General features: G+C 43.0%; 3 protein-coding genes. 2 read left to right on the forward strand and 1 reads right to left on the reverse strand.

What is annotated here, in order from left to right; translation table 11 throughout:
• Positions 1–178: 178 nt before the first annotated feature.
• Both B5F88_RS19100 and B5F88_RS19105 read left to right on the forward strand, forming a co-directional pair.
• Positions 179–979, forward strand: coding sequence for a hypothetical protein (locus B5F88_RS19100; RefSeq protein ID WP_140402206.1), 801 nt, complete (start codon positions 179–181; stop codon positions 977–979).
• 418 nt (positions 980–1,397) lie between these two features.
• A complete protein-coding gene (locus B5F88_RS19105; RefSeq protein WP_087937010.1) occupies positions 1,398–1,841 on the forward strand; it encodes a hypothetical protein in 444 nt (147 codons plus the stop codon).
• A gap of 179 nt (positions 1,842–2,020) precedes the next feature.
• Here B5F88_RS19105 and B5F88_RS19110 read toward each other — a convergent pair whose 3' ends face one another.
• Positions 2,021–2,260 (reverse strand): helix-turn-helix transcriptional regulator, encoded by a 240-nt coding sequence (locus B5F88_RS19110; RefSeq protein ID WP_087937011.1) that lies wholly within the window; start codon positions 2,258–2,260, stop codon positions 2,021–2,023.
• Between the last annotated feature and the right edge of the window lie 209 nt (positions 2,261–2,469).

The raw sequence follows: 2,469 nt of genomic DNA on the forward strand, positions 1-2,469 counted from the left end.
TGCTGTCTCCTTTCAGAATGGTGTGTCGCGACTTCATTCTACCAGAGTTCTGCAAACCATGTCTCTTCTCATCCTTTTTTCAATTTGCGAAAATTATTGTACCTTATCTATGCAAACAGGCCGATAGAGGCCCCAGGTCCCCAAAGCAGGATTGAAGAAAATCCCAAAACCCACTATAATGGAATTGAAAGGCGGCCAGGAGCGTCTGCTGCACCCACAACATGGACTCCCAGCAGTTGCCCGCCGCCCTACCGAGATCCGTTTCGCTGGGCCAGAGCTGACCGCTCCATACAGCAAGGAACGGCTGGGAGACAGCAAGGAAGTTTGCGGGGGAACACAATACCGCCGAGAGGTTATCCGCAATAGAAAAGAAAGGAACCCTAAGATGAAATTGGTTTCTGAAAAAATAAATCAACAACATTACTTTTCTGTCGGCTATGATCCTATCAGCGAGAGTTATATACTTGTTCAAGTGATAACATATGTGGGATATTACAACCGATATTTCAAAATCAGCAAAGAGGAATATGACTGGTTTGAACATGATATAAACAAACTGATTGTCTTAAATCAAGAGTGCTATGTTCAAAATACTAAGCACCCTAAATTCTTCTTTTCTGAATATCCCATCGAAAATACTCCTGAACAAAATGAAAAATTGAAATTCTATATGCAAACTGAATATCAGCAGAATAAAAAACGAGTATTACGGGATAAGATTTTAAATTTTTTAAGAGAAATTGACAAGGCTGAAGCTGCTGCTTCAATATCCGATTTCGGCTCCCTTAATCTATGTAGAATTTGGTTGGAAAATATATTGGAAAAGTTAGAAAATGGGATTTTGCCATCATCTAATGGCGACACGATAGGAGCAATGAAGTACATCTCACAACATGATTGTTTGTCGGTAATACATGATTTATATGAAGCTGCCGCTGATGTCGATACATATTACAGTAACGAATGTAAAGAGTGGTAGAATTACTGCTAAAAACTCCTTTAGGAACCAGGGCGTGTCAGGAGTTTGGAGAGTCCAACCAGATTATATACTTGCGCTCTGCGGGGCGGAACGCCGGATTGCATAAGCAGTCCGGCGTTTTTATATTGAAGAAAATCCCAAAACCCACTATAATGGAATTTGATAAGCAAACGGCCTGGAGTATCTGCTGCACCCACAACACGGACTCCCGGCAGATTCCCGCCACCCTGCCGAGATCTGTTCCGCTGGATCAGGCTGACCGCTCCTATCGGGAACCGCCGGACGGCTGCGTGACGCTCGGCCGGGGCAGGCAATACCACAAACAGGCAAAAAGGATTAAATGTGTTCATAGTCTTGTGCTATGCTTTTCCTAACCGGCAGAATAGCAGATTAGAATGCGGAAAAGAAGGTAAAAGAAGTGGAAAAACCGTTAAAGTTCAAAGAAATTGTTATGCCATATCCCAATCTGGAAAATACATATACAGATTATGATCGAAAGCTACAACCCAAAATGGATTTTGAATCAGCGGCTTTAAAGGAATTCTACCTCAAACATAGAGTGGAACTAATTGAAACGACCATCAAGAAATGTGAAGAATACTTGGACGCAGATGATTGGATGGAAGAAGAAACTTTTCCTCGCATAAAGGATTTGACTGATGAATGGTATTTGGCCTCTGTTAGTGCGCAAAATCAAGACAAGAAAATCATGGTTCAATTATATCTTCACTTTTTAGGTTATTATTCAAGAGAATGTGGTCGAAAAGTGGTCGATGACTATTTGGGAATGGAAGCATGGTTTGTTTACGACCCAGTTCAAAAAACATTTAGCTTTGATGGTTTTGATACAGATGCAATTTAACTAACAATTCCCTTTTATCGATCAGTACACAACAAATAGCCACCCACAAGGGCAGCCGAGAAATTGGCTGCCCCTTTTCTATACCAACAGTCAATAAGCCCCCTATGCAAAGAGAATCCTGCAAAAAATTAACCGCCTGGATGGAACAAACAAAACCCCCGGCGAAGCTCGTCGGAGGTTTACGGTTCCAGGTTATCTTCCTGGAAAAGCGGTGAGGCAAAAAAGGTGTCAATGCCAATGCCCAGGCCCTGGCACAGCTCATGGATGATCCGCAGCTTCACGGAGTCATAGGAGCAGTTCACAATATTGCCGATGGTGGATTTGGGGACGCCACTTTTCATATACAGCTGATACTGTGTCATATTTCGTTCCTCCAGCAGCTCCAAAAGGCGCTTGCTGACTGCTTGGTTCAATCTCACTTTCGCTCACCGTCCCTGTCCCTGTACTAAAATTATTATATGGGCCGGTGCGTGAAAATTAGTCCCTGTAACTGTACTAATGGCGTTATTTGCTGTATGATAGGTTCAGGGGTGTTTATCCATGAATGTGACCTTTTGCGGCCATGCACAGATTACAGAACGAGAGGCGCTGCAAAACTGGCTGCAAACCGTAACACAAAGCCTGATTG

The organism is Flavonifractor sp. An306, assembly GCF_002159455.1.
Lineage (GTDB): Bacteria > Bacillota > Clostridia > Oscillospirales > Oscillospiraceae > Flavonifractor.